The following is a 24,469-nucleotide window of genomic DNA, read 5'->3' as shown; positions in this document are numbered from 1 at the left end:
GTGGTGCTCAGCGCAGGATGATCTGCAGCAGCACCTGGTTGTTGTCCTGGTCCGGGACCACGTCGTTCAGCGCATTGGCCGCGACCAGGCTGGCGCTGAAATGCCGGTTCCAGTCCAGGTTCAGGCCCACGCCCGCGCCCTGCAGATCGACGTCGCGGGTGCCCAGTTCGGTGGCCAGGCCGTAATCGTAGAAGACGAAGGCCTGCCAGCGCTCGCCGAAGCGGCGCGAGAACTCCAGGTTGGCGGCCACACCGCGCGGCGCGGAAATCACGCCCGGGTCGTAGCCGCGCACGCTGGCGATGCCGCCGAGCTGGAAGTACAGCGAGGCCGGCAGCTTGCCCGGATCGCTGGCGTACTGCCAGGCGAGGCGGCCGTTGACGGCATACAGGTCGCCGATCGCGCGCTGGAGCATGCCGGTGCCGTTGAGCAGGGTGTAGCCGCCGCTCTCGCCGCTGATGTCGTTGTCGGCCGAGGCGCGGCGCACGCGCTGGTCGTAGCGCGCGTACCAGGGCGCGCCGCGGTATTCGGCGGTGCCGGTGACGAAGAACTCGCCGATGTCGGTGTCGCTCAGCGGCAGGCCCTCGACCGTGGTCTCGGCGGCCTGCCGCTGGTAGCCGGTACCGGCGCGCAGCAGCCACTTCGGCCCCAGCCACCACGGATGCTCGTAGCCGGCCGAATAGACCTGCGAGTCACCCTCGATGTCCAGGTCCGCGTACGGACCCTCGGTGATCTTCATCGTGTTGGCGCCGGCCTCGACCCAGGCCATGCCGTTGTGGCGGTTGACCGGGCGGGCGTAGCGCAGGCTGCCGAAGGTCGAATCGGAGGTCCCGACCACCAGCGCAGTGAGGCTGTCGGCCGCGCCGCTGGGCGAGAACCAGGTCAGGCTGCCACCGAGCTGCTCGCGGCCGCTGCCCTGGTTGCCGTAGTTGTTGGCGAACGCCAGCCACTGCAGGCGCGCGGGCTCGTGCGCCTGCAGGGTGACCCGGGAGGTGCCGAAAGTACGACCCGGCGACAGCCCCGCGCTGACCTGCGGCCCCGGCGAGGTCGCATTGAAGCGCTGGATGTCGGCCATCAGTTGCGGACTGTCCAGCATCTGGCCCTGTTCCAGCCGGATACGGCGGTCGTAGAACGCCGGGTCGACCCACTGCCGGCCCTGCCAGTCCACCTCGTCCACCTTGGCCTCGACCAGCACCACCCGCAGCTCGCCATCCTCGATCGCCTGCGGCGGGATGATCGCCCGCGCGGTGAGCTGGCCAGCCTGCTCGTACAGCGCGTTGATCTGGGCCAGCAGGCCGTTGAGGTCGGCGAAGCGCAGCTCGCGGCCCAGGTAGGGCCGGGCCAGCTCCTCCAGCTCCGGCGCCTGCAGGAACGCCGAGGAACTGAAGCGGATGCGCTGCAGGACGAAGACCACGTCCTGGTCCGGCAACGCCTGGGTTTCGATCGCCTCGCCCCTCAGCGCCGGCACCTGCACCTGGCGCGCGCGCTCCTCCATCTCGCGCTGGCGCTGCTGCTGCTCCAGCTGCTCGCGCTGCAGCACCGGGCTGACCTGCCCCGGCAGCGTCGGCGCGACCTGGGCCAGCGCCAGCCCGCCCATGCACCACAGCGCGGCCGCGATGGCCAGGCGCGATCCGTATCCCGTCGAATTCACCACAGCATCGCTCCCAGGTTGCGTTCTTCTTCCGTTGCATTGCCTTCGGATCCGTCGCCGTCCAGGTGCATGCGCTCCCCGGCGGGCGTGGCGCCCCACGACAGCTCCCAACCTTCCGGCGCTTCACCGCCCAGGAACAGCAGCGACTCCAGCCCGCCCAGGCGCTGCTCGGTGAACGCCGCCGACAGGTGCTGCTCGCTGTAGCCGGCGCCGCTGCTGCGCTGGAACTCCAGCGGCGTGTCCAGGTGCGGCGCATGGAAGTTCGGTACCAGCACCTGGTGGGTGTAGCGGCGGTGCACGACGTAGGCGTTGGTGGTCGACACCAGGCCCTCCTGGCGCAGCTGGAAGGCCTTGTCCAGCTCGTACAGCTGCACGTCGGCGCCGGGCTGGTGGAGCGGCGTGGTGTTGTCCATCAGCACGTTGGCGTTGGCGGTGTGCAGGCGCAGGTAGTCGACGTGCTGCGCGTCCTCGATCACCACCAGGTCGGCGGTGGTGCGCAGGGTGGCGTCGACCGCGAACAGCCGCGGCAGCAGGATCGCACCGGCGTCGATCACCGCGTCGAAGCGGTCGGCCGCCGGCGAGTCGATGCCCTCGACCCACAGGTTCAGGCTGCCGCTGCCGGTATGCCGCCCGTACAGCTCGATGTCGCGGCCGTGCAGGTCCGCGGCCTGGCCGAGGTTGGCGTCGCCGACGTGGATCCGGTTGCCCGAGTGCACGCTGAGGGTCGGGGCGAAGACCTGGTCGAACCACACCGTCGCCTCGCTGGCCTGGCCGTTGCGCCAGCCGGCGTTGACCACCGCGCCGCCAGCGGCCGACAGCAGCCGGCCGCGCGTGTCGAGCAGGCTGTCCAGGTAGGCCTGGGCGCCGGCCAGCAGTTCGTCGAAGGCGATGTCGCCGTCCGCACGCCAGTCCTGGCTGCCGCCGCTGCGGCTGCTGCCGACGTGGATGAAGCCGCGGCCGAGCAGGTCGATGTCGCCGCTGGCCAGCAGCGAGCCGATGCTCAGGCTGCGCCCGTCGACGGCGATGTCGCCGGCATCGGCCTGCAGCGCCGCCACGTCCACGTCGCCGCTGGCCAGCAGGCGGATCTGCCCGCTGGTCGGCTGGCCCTCGTGCTGGCCGCTGGAGCGGATCACGCCGCCGCTGCTGATGTCGCCGCCGCGCGCGACCAGGTCGACATTGCCGCCGGCGTCCACGCCCTCGTCCAGGTGGATGCCGCCGCCGGCGTCGACCAGCACGTTGCGTCCGGCCTTGACCGCTGCCAGGTCGACATTGCCGCCGACGTTGAAGGTCAGGTCGCGCCCGGCCTCGGCGACACCGCGCACGTTCAGGTCGCCGCCGATGCCGACGGTCAGGTCGCGCCCGGCCTTGAGCGAATAGGTGCCGCCGAAGCGCACGTCGGGCATGTCCAGGTTGCCGCCGGCGACGATGCCGACGTCGCCCCTGGCTTCCACGCGCAGGCCCCAGATGTCCTGCTCCGCCTGCAGGAACACGTCGCCCTGCAGGCTCTCCACCCGGCCCAGCCGCATGTTGCGGCCGATCAGGGTGACCAGGCCTTCGGCCTCGGCGTTGCCGCCGTACAGGTCGCCGTCGGTGCGCACCAGGATGTCGGCGCCCGACTTCAGGTGCGCGGTGGCCAGCCCGTCGGCCGCGTCCGGATCGGCCGGCGTGCCGAAGTGGATCTCGGCCAGCGAACCGGGTTCGGCGGTCAGGGTCAGGTTGCCGCCGCTGTGGCCGTGCAGGATCCGCAGCGGACCGCCGGTGACGTGCACGTCCAGCGTCCCGGCCGCGTCGGCGGCATCGATCGTCGCGTTGCCGGCGACCAGGTCGATGCGGCCGCTGGGCGTGGCCAGCGCGCCGGCGACGAACTGGCGCTGCGCCGCCAGCAGCAGGTCGCCGCCGAGGCTTTCCAGTCGCTGCAGATCGGCGCTGCCGACGTCGAAGCGCACGTCCGAGCCGGCGGTCGCGGTGCCGCCGGTCCAGTCGCCCGCACCGGCGACGTCCAGCGTGTTGCCCACGACCAGTTCACCGTACGCGAGCTGGCCGGCCGCGCCGGTGTGGCGCAGCACCGCGTCGTGGCTGACGCTGGCGCGTCCCAGGACCAGGTTGTTCACGACCGCCAGCGACAGGTCGCCGTCGATTCCCAGCCGGCCGATGCGCGAGGCGTTGCCGGCCGCGATCCTGGTGGAGCGCGCATCGAGCGTGCCCAGCGACAGGTCGCCGGCCAGCGCGACATCGACTTCGCCGGCGACCGTGGCCTGCTCGACCACCGCATCGCCACCGGTCAGTTGCCAGTTGCCGCCCACCGTCAGCGTGTCCATGCCGAGGCGGCCGGCCTGCTGGCGGACGTCGCCCTGCACCGCCGCCCGCACGATGTCGGCTTCGCTGGCATCGAGCGTCCAGTCGCCACCGACGGTCAACTGCTGCTGGGCCAGCGCGCCCACCGTCTGGCGTGCATCGCCGGCCACGTCGGCCGTACCGATGTCGGCCGTGGTCGCGTCCAGCGTCCAATCACCGCCCACCGCCAGGTCGCCCAGCTGCAGCGTATCCACGTCCTGCGTCGCCGAACCGCCAACGTCGGCCGTGGCGATCACCGCATCGCCACCGGCCAGCTGCCAGTTGCCGCCGACCGCCAGCGTGTCCATGCCGAGGCGACCGGCCTGCTGGCGGACATCGCCCTGCACCGTGGCCCGCACGATGTCGGCCTCACCGGCATCGAGCGTCCAGTCGCCACCGACGGTCAGCTGCTGCTGGGTCAACACGCCCACGGTCTGGTGGGCATCACCGGCCGCATCCGCCGTGCCGATGTCGGCCGTTGCCGCGCCCAGCGTCCAGTCGCCACCGACCGCCAGGTCGCCCAGGCGCAGGTCGCCCACCCGCAGGTCTGCATCGCGGGCGATGTCGGCGCCGCCGATGTCGGCCGTTGCCGCGTCCAGCGTCCAGTCGCGGCCGGAGCGCAGCGCGCCGGCGATGAAGCTGCCGGAGACGTCGACCAGCAGGTCGCCGGTGCGGCTCTCGCCGCTGCCCAGCACAAGGTCCTGGCCCTGCAGGTCGAGCCGGCCGTGCGCGCCGAGGGTGTCGATCGACACCACGCCGGTGCCGCGCAGGGTCACGTCGCCGCCACCACTGTCGACTTCGGCCAGCGACACGTCGCCCAGGCTGGTCAGCCACTGGCTGCCGGCGCTGCGCAGCGAGCCGTCGAGGATCCCGCCAAGCAGGTGCAGGTACAGCTGGCCGGTGGCGCTGGCCACGTCCAGGCGCTCGGCGCCCAGGGTGACCGGGCGCGAGGCCTGGCCGATGTCGCCGCCGGCGGCGCGCAGCCGCAGCAGGCCGTCGGCGCGCCACTGCGCGCCGTCGTGCGACGCCAGCAGGCGGTAGGCCTCGATGTCGATCGAGGCGCCGTCGCCGCCGGCTTCCACCTCCGCCAGCTCGGCGTCGCCGTCGACGCGGGCGAAGATGCCGTGCTCCGCCTGCAGCGAGGTACCGGCCATCATCCGCCACAGGTTGTTGAGGTCCAGCACCAGGCCGCCGACCTGCCAGTGGCCGTACTGCCACAGGTCGGTGGTCTGGCCGATGTCGAGCATGCCGCCGACATTGGCGCTGCCGATGCGCAGCACGCCGGGTTGCGACCCCGCGCCCTGCAGGCCGCCGATCCAGGCATCGCCGCCGATGTCCAGGTTGATGCGGTCGGCCAGGCCGCCGGTGCCGATCTGGATGCGCGAGGCCGCGCTGCCGGCCCTGCCGGTCACCGCCAGGTCGACGCTGCCGCCGAGCAGGTTCTCGCCCAGCTGGGTGGCAGCGGACAGGTTGCCCAGCACGCGCAGCCGCAGCGCATCGGTGCCGGTGAGGCGCTGGATGCTCAGGTCGCCGTGGTTGACCAGGTCCAGCACGCGGGCACGCGCGGTCAGGTCGCCGGTCACCTGCGTGTGCAGGGCGCCGTCGCCGGTGGCGCCGCCGCCGATCGTGCCGCCGGCCGCCTCCAGCACCACGTCGTGGCCGCGCAGCACCACGTTGTCGCCGTTGGAGCTGGTGATGCTGCCATCGGTCTTGATCTGGACGGTGCGGCCGTTGACGTCGTAGATGTTGAAATCGCGGTCGCCGCCCAGGTAGATGTCGCCGTTGGCGGTGGCGCGCAGGTCGCGGCTGGCGCGGACGTTGACGTCGTCGCGCTGGACGATCCGGATCAGGGTCGGGTTGGTATCGTCGTCGAAGTAGATGTCGTCGTATTCGGCCCGGGCCAGCGCGGCGCGCTGCTCGGTGGTCATGCCGGCCGGGCCCAGGCGCAGGTCGATGATCACGTCGTCGTCGAGCAGGCGGCCGATCCGGTTCGCCTCCAGGGTGACGTCGCGGCCCTCGATGTTGATGCTTTCGATCACCGACGAACCGCCGTGGCCGCGGTTGAGCAGGCTGGCGGAGATCGAATAGCGCAGCTCGTCCTCGGTCCAGTGCGAGGTGGACTCCAGCGCCAGCAGGTCGGAAGCCGACAGCGCGTAGGCGTAGCCCGAGTCGTAGGCCGAGCCGCCGAACTCGGCGTGCAGGTTGCGGAACTCGGCGGTGCGTTCGGCCTGCCGGGCGGCGATCGTCGCGTCGTCCCAGCCCAGCGCGCGCATTCCGGCGACCTGGTCGGCGCTGAACTGCGCCTGGTTCTCGTCGAACGCGTCGAACACCCAGTTGCCGCCGACATTGCGCAGGTTGCGCATCTGCCAGTAGCGGGCGTAGCGCTGCTGGCCGGCCCGCTCCAGGGTTTGCTTCTGCTCGGCCAGGGCCGCGTCGGCGTCCGCGCCGGTCAGGCCCATGCTCGACCACAGCGCGCGCAGCTCGTCGAGCGAGCGCTCCTCGAACGCGACCTGGGTGTTGCCGTCGAGCAGGTCGCCGTTGCGCACCTTGACGTGCACGTCGCCGCCGGCACGGATGCGGTCCACCCACAGGTCGCCGTTGGTCTCCTGCACGAACACGCCGCCGACCGCATCGGCGCTGAACAGCGACTGCGCGTTGCTGCCGGTGTCCAGGTTCAGCAGCGCAGCGGCGCTGCCGATGCTGCCATGGGTGGAGGTCAGGCCGATCGAGCGCCCGATGACCGTGGCGCCGTTGCTGCTGGTGATGTCGCCCTGCGCGAGCAGGGTGACGTCGCCACGGTCGGCCTGCAGCCGCTGCAGGTTGACCCCGCCGTTGACCGCCTGCAGGTCGATGTCGCCGTGCGAGCTGTACGCCGACAGCGCGTTCTCGGCCTGCACGCGCAGCGCCTGGGCGGCGTCGCCGATGCCGTCGCGGGCGGCGATGTCCAGCACCTTGGCGGTGCTGACGATGTTGTCGCCGGCCTGGGTCAGGCTGCCCTGGTTGACCCGCACCGTGGTGTTGCCGCTGTCGTTGAACATCGAGCCGAGCAGGGTGACATTGCCGTTCGAGGTCAGGTCGATGCGGCCGGCGTCGTAGCCGATGAAGTTGATCGCGATCGGCGAGTCGGCCAGCGTGGTGTAGCGGTTGATCTCCTTCAGGCCGGTCTGGGTGACGGTGGTGCGGGTGGTGCGGTAGACCTGGCACCAGATGAAGTGCTTGAGGCAGTAGCCGCCGTTGTAGCGGTCGATGACCTCGGGCGCGGAAGTCTGGAAGGCCGGCTCGTTGACCTGCGACATCACCGCGCCGGGACTGTTCAGCCACACCAGGTACGGCGCCAGCAGCGGCGAGGAGGCGTTGCCGGTGGCGTGCGCCTGGTTGGCGGCGTTCAACAGCGCGATCGCATCGCCGAACCTGTCCAGGCCGAGCAGCCGGAGGAACTCGTTCTGCACCGCGGTGAAGTCGATGCGGTACGCGTTGGATGCCGAGCCCATGTACTCGGCGCCGGGGATGGGCGTGCTCTCGCCGCGCACGGTCCTGTTGCTCAGCTCGGTGCCGTCGCCGGTGGGGATGAAGCCCCAGAACTCGTCCCAGTACTCGACCCGGGTGTTGGTGTCGGTGCGGTCGTTGCCCTGCAGCCAGACATAGGTGCGGCCGTCGGTCACGTCGTACTGGGCGCTGCGGCCGTTGGTTTCCGAGACCAGGCCCAGCGCCTGCCCGTGCGCGCCCTCGTAGCGTTGCACCTTGCCGTTGTTGTAGGTGTACATGGTCGTCCACACGCGGTCGTCGCCCATGCGGCCCATGTCGTTGATCTTGAGCTGGCCCTCGACCCCGTTGCCCAGGTCGATGCCGCTGATGCTCAGGTCGCGGATGGTGTTGTTGACCACCCGGACCTGGCTGTAGCCGTCGAGCACCCGCAGCTGGCCGTTGCCGGTGCTGAGGATGTGGCCGGTCAACTCCATGTAGCCGCCGCCGATCTCCACCTGGTCCAGCACCAGGCTTTCGCTGCGGAAGTCGTAGCTGTAGCCGATCCGGCCGGTGCGCGCGTCGGTGGTCACCAGTTGCACCACCGCCGGTCCGCCGAGCTTCCAGGCCAAGCGCCGGGCATCCAGGCTGGCCAGGTCGGACTCGTTGATGGTGATGGACCAGTCGGCCACGCCGCTCTGCACCAGCCCGTTGATGTTCAGGTACAGCGCGCTGATGACCACGTTGTGTCCGGCCACCGTGGCCGAGTTCGGCGCGGTCAGCTGGCCACCGCTGTTGTTGGACGACGGATCGCCGCCGATGTGGGTGAAGCCTTCCATGTTGGTCAGGATGAAATCCTGACCGGCGCTGATGTTCACGCTCTGGCCGCGGATGTCGGCCTCGGCGCGGATGCTGCCGTAGGCGGCGGTGAGGTCGATGCTGCCGCGCCGGTTGAAGATCCGGCCGCTGACCAGGATGTCCGGGGCCGGCGCCTTGAGCCCGGAACTGTCCGCGATGCCGGTGGCCGGGTTGTAGGTGTTCTCGACGGTGATCGCCGGGGCCGGCGAGGTCAGCGCGGTCTGGATCGAGGAGAAGCCGGCGCCCAGGCCGAAGCGGTTGGCCGCGGTGATCTCGGCGTTGCTGGCCACCCGCGCGTCGTTGAACAGCAGCTGCCCGCCCTCGCGGTCCGGGATCTCCAGGCCCTTGAGGTCGAGGAACAGCTGGCTCTGGTTGAGGATGTCGATGCGCGCGTCGCCCGGCGCGCTCAGGGTGCCGCTGCCGGTCAGCGCATCGGCCTTGACGATGATGTTGCCGGGCCGGGCCTGGATCGGGTCGACTTCCAGGATCCAGATCTTCAGTTCGTTCGGCAGCGAGACGCCGTTGCTCGGGTCGCCGCCCAGCTTGGCGTAGATGTTGGCCAGGGTACGCTCGAGCAGGCCCAGCTCGGCCTGGAATGCGGCTTTCTCGATCGGCGACAGGCCGTAGTTGGCGATCCGCGTGCGCAACTCGGCGATGCGCGCGCTGATCAGCTGCGAGTACTCGCCGCTCTTGACCCGGTAGGTCACGCCCTCGGTGATGTCGGTGACGATCGGCTCCACGGTCAGGGTGCCGGTGGTGCCGGCGTTGACCGTGCTGAAGTCGGTGACTTCGACCCCGTCGATGAAGTAGCGCAGGCCGGTGACGGTCAGCTTCTGCTTGTGGTAGATGCCCGAGTCCAGGATGCCGTCGGCGCGGACCAGGGCCAGGCCGCCGTTGTTGGTGTCGCCGCTGCGGATGTCCAGCGACAGGCCCAGCGCCGCGCCGATGCCTTCGCGGTACAGGTCCTTGCCGGTGCCCTCGGCGGTCAGCACCGAGTAGCCGCGGCCGGCCCAGGCGTGCACGTCGCCCACCGCGCGGCCGTTGCTGCCGCTGGCCAGGATCAGGTTCGAGTCGCGGATGTACTCGGCCACCGCGACCGGATCGTTGACCACCGGGAAGGCGGTGTTGTTCCACAGGTCGGTGCGGGCGGTGAGGATCGCCTTGTTCATCACCCCGGCCGCGTCGAAGCCCGAGTAGAGCTTCAGGTCGCCGTAGGCGAACAGCTGGCTGTTGCCGCCGGCCACGCGCACGTCGTGGTTGGCGTCCACCCGCGACAGGCTCTCGCCCATCGCCGCGCCAGCCAGGCCCCAGGTCTTGGCGTTGGCGCTGGTGTCGATGTCGTAGTGGCCGCTGGCCGACAGCACCAGGTCGCCGATGCTGTACAGGTCGGCGCCGCTGCCGATCGAGACGGTGGCGTCGGCCTGCTTCACGTCGATCTTGGATTCGGCGTCGGCGATGGCGATCGCGCCGCCGCTGTCGAGCTTGGTCCGGTCGCGCGCATGGACCTTGTTGAAGGCCTGCACGACCAGCTTCTCCGGCGCGCGCCAGTCGCCGGACAGCGCCAGCCTGGCGCCGTCGCCGATCGTGCTCTGCGCATCCAGGTACAGCTCGCTGCTGCTGCTGGCCGCGGCCGCGTCGAACACGCCGCCCGAGCCGGACTGGACGTTGTACTTCGAACTGGCCACCTTGGTCGCCTCGTTGCGGGCGCTCTGGTCGTAGCGCGTGGCCACGACGTCCGAACCGCCGAGCAGCCGTGCATAGGTGTCCAGGTCGACGGTGTTCTTCGCCCAGGCGCCGCTCATGCCCAGCACCGCCGCGCTGGTGCTGTCGACGAAAGCGTTGAAGGCGGAGCGGTGCAGCGCCGACAGCCTCAGGTCGCCGAGGGCGGCCGCGCCGCCGCCGAACCCGCGCGCGTACAGCTCGGCGCGGGTGGTGCTGTCGTCGCGGGTGCTGGCGCTGGAGGCGGCGCCGCTGACCAGGCCGCCCTGGCCGGCGGAAGCCTCGGCCTGGTTGTCGACCGAGGCGCTGGCGCTGACGCCCATGCCGCCGAAGTTTCCGGTGAACAGCCCGTTCACCAGCGCCTCGGTGGTGGCGTAGGCGGTGGCGTCGGCCACGTGCGCACCCAGCGTGATCAGGCCACCGGCACGTCCGGTGGTGTATGCGCGCTGGCGCGTATCGGTCGAGGCGACCAGGTCCCATTGGCCGCCCCGGCCCTCGAACACCACGTTGCCGGCGCTGGTCAGGCGGCTGCTGCTCTGGTTTCTGGCGGTGGCGACCACCGCATTCACCGCCACGCCGGCACCGCCGCTGACGCCATAGCCCTCGACCCGGGCGCTGTCGCGGCCGGCGTTCAGGCCGATGCGGCTGGCGAGGCTGGCGTCGCGTGCGGCCAGGCGCGCGCCACTGCGCAGGTCGAGCGCGGCATCGGAGGTGACGTCGGCCACGGCAATGGTGCCGCCGGCCGAGAGCAGGCCACCGATGGCCACGCCCTCGCTGTAGAGATCCACGTGCGGCCGCGCCTCGGCGGCCAGCGACAGCGCGCCGTCGGCCGAGACCTGGGCGCGCTCGCCCACGGTCAGGCGCGAATCGCTGTCGTCGCGCGCGACCAGGATGGTCGCGTTGACGCCGGCCAGGATGCCGCCGGAGCCGCCGCGCCCGACCAGGCTCACCGCCGATTCCGACACGCTGGCCAGGTCGATGTTGCCTGCTTCGAGCACCGCATCCGGCGCCACGTCCAGGCGCACCCGGCTGTCGTGCTTGGCCACGCCGATCACCACGCCGGCACCGGCGGCGCCGCCGACATTGGCGCCGAGCGCGTCGACGCGGATGTCCTGCGCGTCACGCGCGCGACCGGTCAAGGTGCCGGCGGCGTCGATGTGGCCGCCCAGGGTGGTGTTGACGCGGTTGTCCACGACCGCCACGCCGACCGCGGCGCCTGCGCCGACGAAGCCGCCGGCCGCGCCGCTCTCGGCCTTCACCGTGACCGCCGGCGCCGTGCCGAGGTCGAGCGACTGCGCGCTCACGGTCACGTCGTCGGCGCGCAGGCTTCCGCCCAGCACCTCGGCCTTGACCTGGGCGTTGGAGAAGGTCAGGCCCATGCCGATGCCGACGCCGGCCAGGCCGCCCACGGCCACGTTGCCGGCCAGGTTGCTCGACTGCAGCCGGTCGGCGGCGGTCACGCCGGCATCGCCGCCGGCCACCACCGTGCTGTCGACCACCCGGGCGACGGTCTCGTGCCGGTAGCTGGCCGGCGCGGAGGCCTGCAGGCGGTCGCCCGCGGTGGCCTTGCTGCTGGCGTTGAGCTTGTTCTTCGATGCCGCATCGGTGCGCTCGACCCGCTCGTACTGCTGGGTCACGGAGTTGTAGACGTAATCCTCGTAGGTGATGTCCTCGACCCGGTTGCCGCTGCCGATGCCATCCAGCGTGGACAGGGTGCCGTTGCCGCCGCTGTTGAGCTCGCCCATCGGGTCGAACGATTCGCCTTCCTCGCTGACCTGGGTCGAGGCGCCGGAGCCGAGCACGAGCAGGCCGATGCTGCCGCCCAGCGCGACGCCTGCGCCGCCGGAACCGGTGACGGTGTTCATCGTGATGTCGGTGGTGCGCTGCGCGTCGATGCCGACGTCGCCGTTGGCATGCACGCTGCTGCGGTCCAGCAGCGCGCGGGTGGCACTGTTGGCCACCAGCACGTTGGCGCTGGCGCCGACCGACAGCCCGCCGACCGCCGCCGAGCCGACCGTGGTGCTGGCCTGCAGGCGGTCACTGGCGGAGATGTCCAGGGAATCGATCCGGTTGCCGGCCGAACCGAAGTCGGCCTGGCTGGCGCCGGCCTCGGTCACGGTCTCGACGATGGCGATCGTCGCGGTGCCGGCCACCGCCGCGCCGCCGCCGGCGATGCCCAGCGCCAGCATCTGCAGGCGCGTGGTGTTCTCGGCCGAGATGTCCACGGCGCCGGCGTCGATCGTGGTATTGAGTGCCGAGCCCGGCGCGGAAAGCGGCTCGCCGACCCAGGCGCGGGTCGTGCTCTGGTTGTAGACCATGCCGAAGCCGGCACCGAGCGCGCCGGCACCGCCGGCCAGGGTGGCCACGTTCGGCGCGATGACCTGCAGCGCCGATGCATCGACCGACAGCGAGCCCACGTCCAGGCGGCTGCCGCCGCCGACGACGGCTTCGGTCGTGCCCTTGAGGATGCTGAGTTGCGCCGCCGCCGCCGCGCCGACCACGCCGCCGCCGGCGGCCGCGACCACGCTGCTGGCGTACTGGGTCGATTCCGCCTCGACCGTGGTGGCGCCCACGCTGTCCAGGGTGGCGCCGTTCACGCGCGCGCGCGTTTCGCGCTGGTTGACCAGCACGTCGACGGCCGCGCCGATGCCGGCCCAGCCCGCCGAGACGCCCAGGCTGGCCTCGTAGCTGGCGCTGAAACCATGGCTGGCCGCGCCCACGTGCACGTCCTGCGCGCCGCCGGCGCCGGCGGCCTGGTTGATCCGCGCCGAATCGATGTAGGCCTCGGTCGAACCGCCCAGCACGCTGGTGTTGAACAAGCCGGCCACCGAGGCACCGCCCAGCGGCACCACCGAGACCGCCGCGGCCAGCGACAGCTGGCCCACCTGCTGCACGCTGCTGGCCTGCACCGCCAGGCCGGTGAAGCTGCGCTGGCCGATCGCCAGGCCCGGGGCCGGGTTGAACAGGTCGCCGCCGATCCACTCTTCGTCGTCGCCGTGGCTGGCCTCGACCCTGGACTGGTCGAACCAGTCATGGCCGTCGCCCGGCGCGCCGAGCAGCGCGCCGCTGTCGATGGTCATCCGGTCGCTGGTGCTCCTGCCCAGCGCGCTGACCTCGGTGGCGCTGCCGGCGATGTAGGCGCTGGTCTGGCTCTCGATCAGGTTGACCGTGACCGAGGCACCGACCGCGGCGCTGCCGGCGCCGGCGATGCCGGCGCCGATGCCGAGGATGCTGTCGTGGTTGCTCGCGCTGATGCCGATGTTGTGCTGCGCGACCACCTTGGCCCCGTCGCTGGCGTGCGCCTTGCTGCGGGTGGTGACCAGGTTGGTGGCCACCGCCGCGCCCACGCCGGCGACACCGCCACCGCCGCCGCCCACGGCCACCGACAGGATGTCGCTGGAGGAGTCGGCGTCGATCGCCAGGTTGGTCACGTTCCAGCCGGCACCGCGGGTACCGGTCAATGCGGCTTCGATCTCGCTGTCGATGCGGTTGATCGCCGTGCCCACGCCGGCGCCGGCGACGCCGGCCACGGCCACGCCGCCGGAGATCGCGTTGATCTCGGAATCGTCGCTGGCGCGGACGCTGACGTTGCCCGCGTCGCCGCCGCTGTTCTGGACCAGCGCCTGGGTACGCGCCGCGATGTTGTTGCTGGTGTTGGAGAACGCGCCGGCGCCGGTGCCCGCACCGGCACCGGACACCGCCAGGGTGTCGATGCGCGCATGGGTCGCGGCGAGCACGTCGACCGCCCCGCTGCCCACGTCCAGGGTGGTGCCGCTGATCCGGGCCTCGCGCTTCTGGCCGATGGTGCTGATCGCCACCGCACCGGCGCCCGCGCCGGCACCGGCGCCCTGGACGTTGCCGGCCAGGGTCTTGATGTCCGCCTCGCCGCGGGTGACGTCGACCTTGACCGAAGCGGCCGAATGCACGGTGCTGTCGGCCAGCACCGCCGATTCCTCGCCCTCGATCACGTTGATCGCGACCGAGGCGCCGGCCGCCACGCTGCCGGCACCGCCGCCGCCGACCGCCGCCGAGCGGATGTGCGCGTCGCCACCGCTTTCCAGTTCCAGCGCCCCGTCCAGGGTCAGCGCCGCACCGCGCACTTCGGCCTGGCGCTTGGCCAGGATGATGTTGTTGGCGTTGGCCACGCCCACCGCGACGCTGCCGGCGCCGCTGACCGCGCCGCCCAGGCTCCAGATGGTGCGGTCGCCTTCGGCCGCCGACACCCGCAGCGAACCGGCCTCGATGCTGCCGCCTTCCACCGCCGCGCGCTCGGTGCCCTCCAGGATGTTGCTGGTGGAAGAACCGTTCACCGCCACGTTGCCGGCACCGCCGCCGGCGACCGCGATCGCGTAGATGTCCTGCTGCGCACCGGCCAGCAGCGACACGTCGCCGAAGCCGGAGATCGTGTTAGACGCGCCGTTGCGGACCAGCGCGCTGCGGTTGGCGCCGATCCGGTTGACCGAGATCGCACCGCCGACCGCGTTGCTGCCGCCGCCCTTGATCGAGCCGGTGAGCGAGGCGATCATCAGGCCGTTGCCGGCGGCCGCGTCCAGCCGCAGCTCGCCGTCGGCCGCGGTGGTGGTGATGTTGCTGTTCTCGACCAGCACGGTGTCGCTGCCGTCGATGTTGTTGACCACGATCGAGCCGCCGACGCCGTTGCCGCTGCCGCCGGCCACATCGACCGCGAAACCCCAGATCTCGCCGTCCAGTGAGGACGCCAGGGTGGCGTCGCCGCTGAGGTTGACCGTGCTGCCGCTGACCTTGGCGGTGCGCTCGGCGTCGATCAGGTTTATTGCTACTGCGCCGCCCACGCCGCTGCCGCCGCCGCTGGCGGCCAGGTTGAAGGCCAGCGACCAGATCTGCGCGCCCAGGCCAGGCTGGCTGGCGGTCACCGACAAGTTGCGCGCGTCCAGCATGGCATTGCTCAGCGCCGCGGTGGTGGTGTCGGCGATGCGGTTGAAGGTGCCGGCGCCGCCGATGGCCAGGTCGCTGAGCGAGACGCTGCCGGACAGGGCCGCGGTGATGACATGGCTTTGCTGGGCCGCGCCGATCGTGGCGTCGCCGCCGAGCTGGTAGCTGCCGCCCCTGACCTCGGCGTGGGTGCCCTGCTCCAGGTCGTTGACGCTGAACGCACCGCCCATCGACTTGGCGCCGGCACTGCCGGTGATGTTGCCGGCCAGCGAGTAGGCGCCGCCGCCCTTGGTCGCGGTGACCCGCAGGTCGTCGGCTTCCAGCGGCGCGCGCCCGCCCATGTCGACGGTCGCGTTGACCGTGCCGCGGGCGATGATCGCGGCGATCGAGCCGGAGATGGCGTTGTCGCCGTTGCCCAGCGCGCCGGACACCGCGGCGGCCAGCGCCTCGGTGCTGTTGCGCGCGTGCACGTCCAGGTCGCCGGACAGCTTGACGTCGGTGTTGGCCACCGAGGCGGTGTAGTCGCTGCCGGTGTAGATGCCGCCGGCCGAGATGCCCACGGCCTTGCCGTTGGACAGCGAGAGGCTGCCGGCGATGCCGAGGATGGCCTCGCCCGCCGGGACGCCGTCGAACAGGCTGTGGGTGGTGCTGGTGTCGTCGGCGCCGCCGAACAGGCTGTCGTCGGTGGACTGCTCCACCTCGATCCCGGCGACCGTGCTGCCGCCGTCCAGGTCCAGGCCGCTGGCGGACAGCGTCGCGGCCGCGGCGCTGTCGAACTGCGCGTCCAGCGCGCCCATGCCGGCCACGCTGCTGGCGCGCACCTCCACGTCGCCGCCCTCGAGCGAGGAGTGGTCAGTGGCGTCGCTGCGGTCGACCTTGGCGGTGACCTCGTTGTCGACGATCAGCACGAACATCGAGCCGGCGCCGGCGGTGCTGTCGCTGCCGGCCGACACCGCGCCGGCGATCGCGCCGGCCAGGATCCGGGTGGCGCTGAAGGCGCCGACGTCGAAGCTGTCGAAGCCGGTGGCCCGGCTGCCCAGCCATTCGGCCTGCAGCTGGTTGCCGAAGTAGCCGATCACCAGCGAGCCGCCGGCGCTGGTGCCGCTGCCGGAGGTGCCGGCGAACGCGCCGCCGCCGAGCAGCGCGCGGGTGCGGTCGTAGGCCGATACCTCGATGGTCTGCGCGCTGCCGGCGTCGTCGCGCTGGTTGACCTGGCTGTCGACCACGGCCGCGCGGGTGGTGTTGGTGATCGCACCGCCGGAGGCGGAGAAACCGACCGCGGTGTTGTCGTTGCCGCCGGTGGACACGGCCAGGCCCAGGCCCAGCGCGATCTGGTCGCCGCCGCTGGCCGCCTGCACGGTCAGCGAGTCGCTGTCGTTGAAGGTGACGCCGTCGACCAGCGCCTCGGTGGTGTTGAACAGGTGGTTGTAGGCGATCGCCCCGGCCACCGCCGAGCTGCGGTCGGATTTCGGGCCACTGGCCAGGGTCAGCGCGCCGGCACCGGCGCCGCTGAACTGGTTGGTCTGGTTCAGTGCCAGCACGGTGACGTCGCTGCCGGCGCCCGCGGTGCGCGGATCGATGGTGATGCCGCTGACGGTGGCGCGGGTGTTCTGCCCGGAGACGTTGATCGAGGCCGAGCCGGCGCCGGCGATCTGGTTCTCGGGCTTGTCGGCCGCCGAACCGGCGCCGTCGAGCGGGCCCTTGACCTTGTCGGTGGTCTCGGTCAGCGCATCCTTGATCTTGCCGCCGTATTCGACCGCGGTGGCCAGGCCGTCGTACAGCCCGAGCTTGGCCAGCGCGAACTTGCCCAGCAGCTTCACGCCCTCGCCGCTGAGCAGGTCGGTGCCGCCCTTGCCGGCGCCGCCGTCGTTGCTGGTGGCCTCGTCCTGCTTCTCCTGCTCCTGTTCGCTGCGCGACAGCGCGCCTGCGACGCCGAAGGCGCCGCTCTGGCCCGAGCTCTTGGCGTCGACCAGCACCTCGTCGACGTTCCAGCCGGCGTTCCCGCTGCCCGCCGCGCCGGCACCCAGCGCGTCCGGACGCCAGCGGTTGTCGCCGTCGCCATCGGTGGCGTTGTTGTTCCCGACCAGCGCCTGCACGTCGGTGGTCAGCACGTTGACCGCCACGCCAATACCGATACTGGTCTCCTGCGACACCGCCAGCGCGCCGGCCGCGCTCCACAGGCCGATGTCGTGGCTGGCCGATACACCGACCTGGCCGGCCGTCACCGCCGTGCTCTGGTGGATCGAGGCATTGACGTTGGAACCGACCACGCCGACCACCACCGCGCCGTTGCCGGCCACGCTGGTGCCCGAGCCCGCCGACGGGCTGATGCCGATGATCAGTTCGTCCTGGCGCGCCGAGACGTCGACCGCCTCGGATTCCACGCTGCCGTTGGCGCCGATGCCGGCTACGCTGCGGTTGGTCACCACCTGCACGTTGACGCCGCCACCCACCGCTTTGCCGTCGTCGCCGTCGGCGCCGACGTTGAACAGCGTCCACCACAGGTTGCCGGCGATCGACAGCTGCTCGACCAGGGTGTCGGCCTGGACCGCCAGCGAGGCGTCCCAGTCCCATTGCAGGTTGCGCAGTGCCTCGCGGTCCTCGTCCGGGTCACCCTGGTCGTCGTAGAACGGCTTGAGCCCCAGCAGCGGCTTGCTGCTCCAGGCACCGCCGTCGGTGGCCGTGCTGGTCAGGCTCACCCCGTCGCCGACCCAGGCGGTGGCGTCGAGCGCGTGGTAGCTGACCGCGACCGAGCCGGCCAGGCCGAAGTCCTCGCTCTCGCTGGTCGAGTTGGCGTACGAGGTGGAGATCTCGCCCGGGATGTCCGGCAGGCTGCCGGCGATCGTCTTCAGGTTGCCGAAGATGTCCGACATCGAGCTCCACTTGGTGATGTCGCCCAGGTCCAGCAGCTGCTCGTTGCGTGCGCCGACGCCGATCCGCGCGGCGGTCAGGCGGCTGCCGTCGCCGACGATCGCCCGGGTCTGCTGGCTGGTCTGGTCGTAGGCAGCGGCAATACTGATCGAGACCTTGGAACCGTCGTCCTTGTCGGCATCGGCATTGACCGTGCTGTCGGCGCTGTTGTGCATCGAGGCCTGGCGCTGCAACGCCTGCACGCTCAGGTTGCCGGTGACGTCGATGACCGGCGCGGTGTTGCCGCTGCCGATCACCGCTTCGGCCTGGTGGTCGGAGATGCCGATCGCCAGCGCCGAGGCCAGCCGGAACTTGCTGTCGGTCGAGGTGGTGTCCTTGTCCGTGCTGGGCTTCATGCCGAACAACGACTTGACCTTGTTGGTCAGCGCGTCGGTGACGCCCTTGACCTGCGAGCTGCCCATCACCTGCTTCTTGAGGTGGTCGAGCGCGCTCTTGCCGACCTGCACGGACGAGCTGTTGCTCTGGCCGTGGACCAGGTTGGTCGCCGACACCGACAGGTCGGTCGCGCCGGACAGGTCGGCGTCGAACACCGCGCGGGTCTTGCTGTTGAACAGGGTCAGTGCGATCGCCGGGCCGCCGGTGGCGCCGTCGCCGATCGCCTTGAACTCGGCGCTGTTGGACAGCTCCTGCTCGGTCAGCGCGGCCACGGTGACGTCGCCGTCCACGTCCAGCAGCGCGCCCTTGGCCACCGTCGCCTCGGTGGTGATGTCGCTGTGCGCCATGCTGAAGGCGATGCCCATGGTGGTGAGCGTGTTGCCGTTGGCGTCGTGGTTGTTGACCGAGGTGGCGGTGACCTCGAGCGTGTCGTTGCTCAGCGCCCGGATGTCCAGGTCGCCGCCGGCGATCAGTTCGGCGCCGCTGCGCACGTCGACCTTGGTGGTGCCGTCGATGCGGCCGTAGGCCAGGCCGAAATTGAACGGCATCTTCTTGTTGACGAACGGCAGCGAGAAGGTCGAGGCCTGCACCAGGCGGGTGCTGTCGGCCTGCAGGTCGATGTTGCGCGAGGCGTCCAGCACCGCGCCGGCACCGATGGTGACGTCGGCGTTGGCCTTGGCGATGATGAACGACACGTACGGCAGCAGGACGCTCAGCTCGCTGTAGTTCTCCGGGTTCAGCGAGAGGTTCTCGGCAGTGATGCCCGACTCGCCGTAGTCGAACGACTCGCCCAGGGTCTGGAACACCTTCGCCCACGCGTCCGCCTCGCCCAGATCCTGTACCAGCGCGGCCAGGTCCGAGGCCAGGCCACCGGTGTTGAGCAGGTTGTTGAGCAGGTCGCTGGAGACGTAGGCGTCGCTGGCCGCGCGCAGGGTGATATCGCGGCCGGTGATGCGGCCGTCGACCTTGATCGAGCTGGTCGCCTCGGCGTAGCCGGCCAGCTGCCGGTCGAAGGCGAACGCCTGCACGGTCACGTCGCCGGCCTGGCCGCTGCCGCCGTCATGGCCGGCGTCCAGCGCCGCGCCGGCGGCGATCACCACTTCGGCCTTGCCGTTCTTGGCCTGCAGCAGCGGGCTGGCCTGGGTCTTCAGGCCGTCGGCCAGGTCGTCGATGGTCTGCGTGTCGCCGGCGTCGCCGCCGCAGAACGTGCAGCTGACGTCGCTATAGGCGTTGAGGACGATGTCGCCGGCGTTGCCGGCGCCACCGGCCCGGGTCACCACCTTCGATGTGTCGGACAGCTTGATCGAGCGCGCCTCCAGGGTCACGTCGCCGCCGTCGCGCCCGGCCAGCGCCGCGCCGGTGTCGATACTGGCGCTGCCCTTGAGTTCGATCGCCTTGCCGGCGACCTCGACCACCGCGCCTCCGTCGTCGGCCATCAGCGCGCGCAGCACGCCGCTGACTTCGACCGAGTCGTTGGCGACGATGCGGATGCCGCCGTCCTGGCGCACCGCGGCGCTCACGTCGAGGCTGCCGTCGGTGTTGACCGTGGCGTCGAACACCCGCGCGCCAGCGTTGACCGCGCCGGTGGAGGCGACCGTGGCCGAGGCCGCGAACAGGTCGACGCGGCCGGCGCTGTTGACGATGCCGTCGATGGTCGCCGCGCCGCTGCCTCCGTCGTACTTGCCGGCGAGCAGGTCGAGCACCAGCTGGTTGTTGTCGACCGTGTCGGTGCCGTTGGCGACCCGCAGCAGCTCCTGCATCCTGCTGCTGCTGGGCGTGGTCACCAGCAGCCCGCCGACGTTGACCACGCCGGTGCCGCCGACCACGAAGCCGTGCGAACTGGCGAAGAAGATGTTGCCGCCGACCTTGCCGCTGGACTCGAGCAGGCCGTTGAGGGTGCCGTTGATGGTCGGCGCGCTCAGGTGGACCAGGTTGACCAGGTTGTTGGCGCCACCGGGCACGTAGAGGTTGACCGTGTTGCCGTCGCCGACGGTGAAGTGGCCGAACGAGTTGAAGCCGGAGTTGCCGCGGACCGTGGTGGTCCTGATGTCGGTGACGTTGGGATTGCCGCCGCGCGGGGTGATCGTGGTGGCGGTGTCGGTGACCCCCGGGCTGCGCTCGGTCAGGGTGATGTTGTTGGCGGCCAGCGCCGCGGCCGGCAACGCGCCCCAGGTTGCCAGCAGGGCCATCGTCAGGCGGTTCGGCTTCAGCGCCTGCGCGCTGCGGTTGCCGTTGCGGGACGTCCGGGAATGGCCGTTGCTGTTCATGGCGGGTCCTGTGGCCAGGCGCGAGCGCCTGTCGATGGGGCGCGGCCAGTCCGGGCCGCTCGGGAGATGCGGGGTGTCTGGCTCAGTTCAGGCGCGCGCCGCAGGCCGCAACCGGCCACGGCAGCGTCGTGCCCCCGCCTCCCCGGCGGACGGCACGGCGTGTTCCCGCCGGGCATGGGCCGGCAGGCGAGATGGATCACAGAGAGTGGCCGCGCCATCCCCAGCGCGGCGGTCCGGCGCAGGGCGCCGGCGGTTGCGATGCAACAGTTCCATGGTTTCCCCCTGGGCAGTGGGGGCACGACCGGGATCGTGCCCTATTCCACAAACCGCGAAACACGTCGCAAAACTATCACGCGCCCGATCACCGGCTGCCGCTGCTCCCGAAAGCCATCGCTGGGGCGCAGCCCTGCCGCTTCAACGGGTTACGAAGGTTTCCTCTGCATCCACCCGGGTAACGCCAGCAGGCGCAGATGCCACAGGCCCCGGGTGACCGACAGGCGGTCGCCCAGGGCCGACAAACGGCAGACAATCAGCCCCTCTGCAATCAGGGCAGCGCCTCCCTGCAGGAGCTGACTTCAGTCGGCGACACGAGCGTCGGAACCACGAGGGCGTCGCCTGGGCCGATGGCATCGGGTCGCCGGCTGAACCCGGCTCCTACAACAGCCATGGCGCGGCCGCTCTTCTGTAGGAGCTGACTTCAGTCGGCGACACGGGCGTCGGGACCACGAGGGCGTCGCCTGGGCCGACGGCGTCGGGTCGCCGGCTGAACCCGGCTCCTACAACAGCCACGGCGCGGCCGCTCTTCTGTAGGAGCCGACTTCAGTCGGCGACACGGGCGTCAGGACCATGAGGGCGTCGCCTGTGCCGACGGCGTCGGGTCGCCGGCTGAACCCGGCTCCTACAACAGCCGCGGCGCGTCCGCCTTCTGTAGGAGCTGACTTCAGTCGGCGACACGGGCGTCGGGACCACGAAGGCGTCGCCTGGGCCGACAGCGTCGGGTCGCCGGCTGAACCCGGCTCCTACAACAGCCACGGCGCGGCCGCCTTCTGTAGGAGCTGACTTCAGTCGGCGACACGGGCGTCGGGACCACGAAGGCGTAGCCTGCGCCGACGGCGTCGGGTCGCGCGGGCAAGCCCGGCTCCTACAACGGCGGCGCACCGGCATGCAATTGCGCCAGCAGGGCGTCGGCGGTGGAGGCCGGCTCGCGCAGCAGTGCCTTGCGTGCAGCGGCGGCGACTTCCGGCGCCATCTCCTGCACGGCCCGGATTTCCCCGGCCACCAGCGCGGCCACCGGCATGCCGTCGCGGTACAGCAGGCGCGCGCCGGCGATGCGCGGCACCTTGTCGCCGGCGACCACGGTGCCGGCCAGGTTGAGCGGATCCAGCGCGCTGACGCAGACCAGTGTGCCGTCGTCCGGCTTCTGCCGGGCCTTGCGCAGCAGGCCGATGGCTTCGGGCAGGGCGAACTGTTCGCCCGACAGGCCGGCGATGAAGCGGCCGCCGCGCACCTCGCCGCGCGCTTCCAGGCGATGGTAGATGCGCAGCAGTTCGCGCCACGGCGGCAGCCAGGCCGCCTCGCGCTCAAGCACCCGCCAGCAGACCACGCCATAGCGGCGCAGCAGCACGCGGGCGACGTGCTCGACCGCCTCTGGGTCGGGTTTCGGTGGCCGCGCCGGGTGCGCAGCCGTCGCACCGCCGGCCGCACCGCGCGCCGCAGCGGCTGCGGCAACGGCGCGATCGTCGGCAGCGTCCACGCCGTCGTCCCCGTCCAGCGCCGGCAGCGCGCGCCGCACCAGTGCCCAGCGGCCGGCGTCCTCGATTCCCAGCATCATCGCGCGGCGGCGGCCGTAACCCGGCGTGGGCCGCTTCGACGCCGGCACCAGCAGCGCGCGCAGGCCGGCATAGCTGTCGCAATGCGCGCGGCCGCGTGCCACCAGTTCGGCCAGCGCGTCCTCCAGTTCGGTCTGCAGCAGGCGGGTGCCGGCCACCATCTCGTCGAAGAACGATGCGCCGTGCGCGGCGAGGAAGTCGGCGAGCTTCTGCGCCCGCGAGGACAGCGCCGCGTCGTCGGCCTGCGCCGGGGCCAAGGCGTTCCAGTGCGGCGCGCTGCGCCGCGGCAGCAGCAGGATCGGCGTGGACCGCAGCGATACATTGCCGCGCGCGCCCGGCTCGGCCTCGGCGGCGCGCAGCCGCGTCCACAGGGTGCGGCCGGCGGTGCACAGGTCGTCCAGCCAGCCGATCGAGTAGTCGCGCACGCGCGCCGGCAGCAGCTCGCCTTCCCAGGCCGCGGCCGGCGCCTCGTAGCCTTCCAGCTGCGCCAGCACGCCGGCCAGCGCCTCCGGGCCGCTGGCCTGCGCGTCCTTGGCCACGCGCTGCCAGTCGAACAGGAAGCGCATGAAGTCGCGCGGCGCCACCGGTTCGATCTCGCGGCGCAGGCGCTTGAGCGTGTAGCGGTGGATGCGCGCGAGCAGGTGGCGCTCGCACCATTCCTCGGCCGCCGCGCCCGGCGAGAACCGTCCCTGCATCGCGTAGCCCTGCGACTGCAGCTTCAGCAGCGCCATGTCGGCGGCCAGCGGGGCGATGCCGAGGCTGTCGGCCAGCGTCGCCGCACTCACCGGTCCCAAACCGGTCAGGCGCGAGCGCAGCAGCGCGACCGCGGCGTCCTCGGCGTTCCACGCCACCTGCGCGAACTCCGCCGGTATGGCGATCCCCGGCTGCTGCAGCGCCGAGGGATGCAGCGCCAGCAGTTGCGGCAGGCGTTCGGCCGCCACCCACCACTGCTTCCCGGCCGCGGTGAGCCGGGTCACGCGCGCATCGCGCAGCAGCTGTTGCAGCCACGGCGCCCAGGCCGGCTCGCGTTCGGCCTCGGCGACGGTGACGAAGCCCAGCCCGGTCAACACCTCGTGCATCTCGTCGGCGTTGCGCGCACGTGGCCAGGCCTCGGCGCGCACCTGTTCGACCGCCGCGCCGTCGAGCCGGCCCAGGTCGGTGGCCGCTTGCGGGTCGGCGTAGCGCCGGGTCTGCACCGCCTGGGTGCGGCGCTCCTCCAGCGGCGCATCGTCGAGGAAGGCGTAGGGCCGCGCGTTGAGCGCCTCGGCGGCCAGCGGCGACGGCGCGGCCAGGTCGCGCGCCTCCACCGCGATGGCGCCGGACTCCAGCCCACGCAGCACCTCCAGCCAGCCCTCGGTGTCCATCGCCTCGTGCAGGCAGTCGTCCAGGGTCTGCGCGACCAGCGGGTGGTCGGGCACCTGGCGCTCGCCGACGATGTTCTCCAGGCAGGCGACCTGGTCGGGGAACACGGTGGCCAGCAGGTCCTCGGACTTCATCCGCTGCAGCTGCGGCGGCACCTTCTTGCCGCCGATGAAGCGCGGCAGCGCCAGCGCGGTGGTCGCGTTCCAGCGCCAGCGCACCGGGAACAGCGGCGCATCCAGCAGCGCCTGCACCAGCACGTCCTCGGCCGACGAGGAGTGCAAGTACTTGGATACCTCGATCAGCGGGAAGCTGTGGCTGGTCGACAGCGACAGCACGATCGCGTCCTCGGTCGCGGCGGCCTGCAGTTCGAAGTTGAACTGGCGGCAGAAGCGCTTGCGCAGGGCCAGGCCCCAGGCGCGGTTGAGGCGGCTGCCGTAGGGGCTGTGGATCACCAGGTGGGTCGAGCCGGTCTCGTCGAAGAAGCGCTCCAGCACGATCCGCCGCTGGGTCGGCATCGCGCCCCCGAGGGCAAGCGCGGTGGAGCCCAGGTAGTCGACCAGCTGGCGTGCGGCGTCGGCGCCAAGACCGGTTTCGCCGATCAACCAGGCGATGGCCCGTTCCGTGCCGTAGCGCGCGACTTGCTCCGCCATGCCGTTGCTCCCCTCTCCCTCCGAGAGAGGGGCTGGGGGTGAGGGTTCGGGAGCAGCGCCAGGCTGCAAGCTGTCGCCTCGCTGGGCACCCGCACCCTCTCCCCAACCCCCGCTCCGCGCCCC

At 71.6% G+C, this 24,469-nt stretch carries 2 protein-coding genes and 1 pseudogene; all 3 read right to left on the bottom strand.

The window, feature by feature from the left end:
* Positions 1-7 precede the first annotated feature (7 nt).
* Complete coding sequence (locus tag WQ53_RS11645; protein ID WP_144409316.1) at positions 8-1,648, bottom strand: ShlB/FhaC/HecB family hemolysin secretion/activation protein; 1,641 nt, start codon at positions 1,646-1,648, stop codon at positions 8-10.
* On the bottom strand, positions 1,645-20,505 hold the full coding sequence (locus WQ53_RS11640) for a leukotoxin LktA family filamentous adhesin (RefSeq protein ID WP_052632571.1): 18,861 nt from the start codon (positions 20,503-20,505) through the stop codon (positions 1,645-1,647). Before WQ53_RS11640 ends, WQ53_RS11645 begins: the two co-directional genes overlap by 4 nt.
* Before the next feature lie 1,141 nt (positions 20,506-21,646).
* A pseudogene (locus WQ53_RS17365) lies at positions 21,647-24,340 on the bottom strand (Lhr family helicase); the annotation flags it as partial.
* Between the last annotated feature and the right edge of the window lie 129 nt (positions 24,341-24,469).

The sequence above is a fragment of the Pseudoxanthomonas suwonensis genome, assembly GCF_000972865.1.
Taxonomy (GTDB): Bacteria; Pseudomonadota; Gammaproteobacteria; order Xanthomonadales; family Xanthomonadaceae; genus Pseudoxanthomonas; species Pseudoxanthomonas suwonensis_B.
The sequence above is the reverse complement of the archived record's forward strand: the minus strand, read 5'-3'. Positions and strand labels throughout refer to the sequence as shown.

Coding starts and splice junctions, on each gene's coding strand:
- WQ53_RS11640 (WP_052632571.1), bottom strand. CDS start 20,505: ATGAACAGCAACGGCCATTCCCGGACGTCCCGCAACGGCAACCGCAGC.